The following is a 2,327-nucleotide window of genomic DNA, read 5'->3' on the forward strand; positions in this document are numbered from 1 at the left end:
TGGGTTCGGTTGGTATAGTTGATGAAGCGGGGCAATTTGCCGACCCTAGATTATTAGATTTAATGCGTTCAAATTTGCGTGGCGACACCACAACACCCATTAGAATGATCATAAGTGCTAACCCAGCAGGAGCAGGACATCACTGGATAGCCAAAAGATTTGTGTTTAATGGACACGAAGCATGGCAACCATTCCACGAGCCAAAAAGTAAAAGAACTTGGGTTCATGCCCCTAGTACCTTTAGCGACAATCATTTCATTGACCGTGAACAATACCACGAACAACTAACCGCCTCTTGTCCTGATGACCCCGAATTATTAAAGGCTTGGACTGATGGAAATTGGGCGGTAAATCGTGGTGCTTATTTTGCTAATGTGCTTGATGAAAAACGCTCAATGATTGAAGAATGGCACGAAATCCCAGAAGGTTGGGATTGGTGGCTGGCTCACGACTTTGGCTCATCTGCACCGTCTGCAACTTTGGTTATTTGTGAGAGTTTTGGCGATACCGTGAACGGACGATATTACCCCAAAGGCTCTTTGGTGGTGGTTGATGAACTGGTAACGCACAAGCACGGAAATTTAAATGCTGGTTTAGGTTGGACTGTGCCAACACTAGCAGAAGAGATAAAAAAGATGTGCAATTATTGGGGTATCAAAGCAAAGGGTGTGGCTGATGATGCGATATTTGCCAAAGGTGGACACGCTACAGGTTCAATCGCTGATGAATTTAGAATGCAAGGCGTTTATTTTTATCCAGCCAAAAAAGCTGATAGGATAACAGGTTGGAATATTTTAAGGCGGTTACTGGCTGATGCTGGCAAACCTGATAAAGCTGGATTGTATATATCCAATCAATGCCGTTATTTGTGGGAAACTTTGCCGACACTGTCAAGAGATGATAAACGCCCTGAAGATATGGCAAGCGACGGAGCAGACCACGGAGCGGACGCATTAAGATATGGAGCATTGAGAAAGCGTTTTGATTATGTGCCATTTATTCAAATGCCTTATTGAGCACTAAAAGAATGGTGTGAAAAACCATTCTTTTTTATCTGTTTGGAATGACAAAAAAAAGATAATTTAGGGGGTTACTTTGTATTTTGTTGGTATTATTGTTGGTATTGAAGAAAACAATCAATTAAAATTTATATTAAAATCAATAATTTATCTTAATTGTTCGTAGTACGCCACTGCACAATGTGCGATAGCCCTAGATTTTTCTTGTGTTTAGCCCTTTTCTTGTCTTTGGCTGTCCGTCATAATCTATTGCTATCCATGATTTTTTGGTTTTGTTGAACACAAAACCAAACATTACCCACGTATTAAGATTATCGAATTGCCAAAGCTATAGCCATAGAACTCTAAAATCACCACAAAATTAACAATGTATCGGTGTGGGGGCGTACTGAGCACGCCCTATCAACATCAGCGTATCATCAAGAGCTTGTGCAACACACCCCTACAAATCTTTCTGTGGTAAATGTCAAGTTCGCTAGGTGTATTAACCAAAAGGCGGAAATATTGTCAGAAAATGCCTTTACCACCGCCTTAAAGCGGTTAGGCTATCAGGGGCGAATGGCAGAGCGTGGATTTAGGGGGCTTGCTAGCACGTCCTTATATGAAATGCAATACACGCCACAAGCCATAGAATTGCAGTTGTCCCACGTTCAAGGAAATAAGACCGTTAGGGCATACAATGAAGCCAATTTACTACCTGCCAGGGCTAGAATGATGAACGAATGGGCGGATATTGTGGACGAGATAAAGGGCCATAATTTTAACACCTACAAAAACAAACGCATGACCGGCCAGAGCGAACAGGCATTCATCAGCTTTTTAAAAGCCATTAAGTATAAAGACCATGAAATTATAGACGAATTGGCGGTTCATCGTGTGGAAATGACCGAGCTAATGCAGTAAGCAACACCATAAGCCCCAATTTGGGGGCAGGCGTGAAAATTGAGTTTTGAGTCTGCAAAACTTATGGTGTAAATGGTGTATAGCCCTTTATTTATAAGGGTTTAGGGCTAAAAAATGGTGTAAATCGTGGTGTAGGTTACACCATTTTTGGCAAAGTCCTATCAAGAATTGGAGCTTGATTGTTGGCTTTATTACTTATATGTTATGACTAGCCAATTATCGAAGCAACACCATGGCAGCATTATCACAGCTTAGACACACCGCCAATTCAAAAAATGAGCGTATCACAAGCCAACATAGCAAGATAGAGAATGGGGCAATATATAGCCATCCACGCTTGACAGATATATCACGGCATTGGGCAGTAAATTGTCAATCCATGCCACCTAAGAACCTGTTCACAAT

At 41.5% G+C, this 2,327-nt stretch carries 2 protein-coding genes; both read left to right on the plus strand.

Annotation, left to right across the window (positions count from 1 at the left end; all coding sequences use genetic code 11):
• On the plus strand, nt 1-1,016 hold a 1,016-nt coding region (locus B5J93_RS12940; RefSeq protein ID WP_079326740.1), incomplete at its 5' end, for a phage terminase large subunit.
• A 378-nt stretch (nt 1,017-1,394) separates the two neighbouring features.
• A complete protein-coding gene (locus B5J93_RS12945) occupies nt 1,395-1,922 on the plus strand; it encodes a tyrosine-type recombinase/integrase (RefSeq protein ID WP_079326741.1) in 528 nt (175 codons plus the stop codon).
• Nucleotides 1,923-2,327: the final 405 nt, after the last annotated feature.

Source organism: Moraxella equi (assembly GCF_002027555.1).
Classification (GTDB): Bacteria; Pseudomonadota; Gammaproteobacteria; order Pseudomonadales; family Moraxellaceae; genus Moraxella; species Moraxella equi.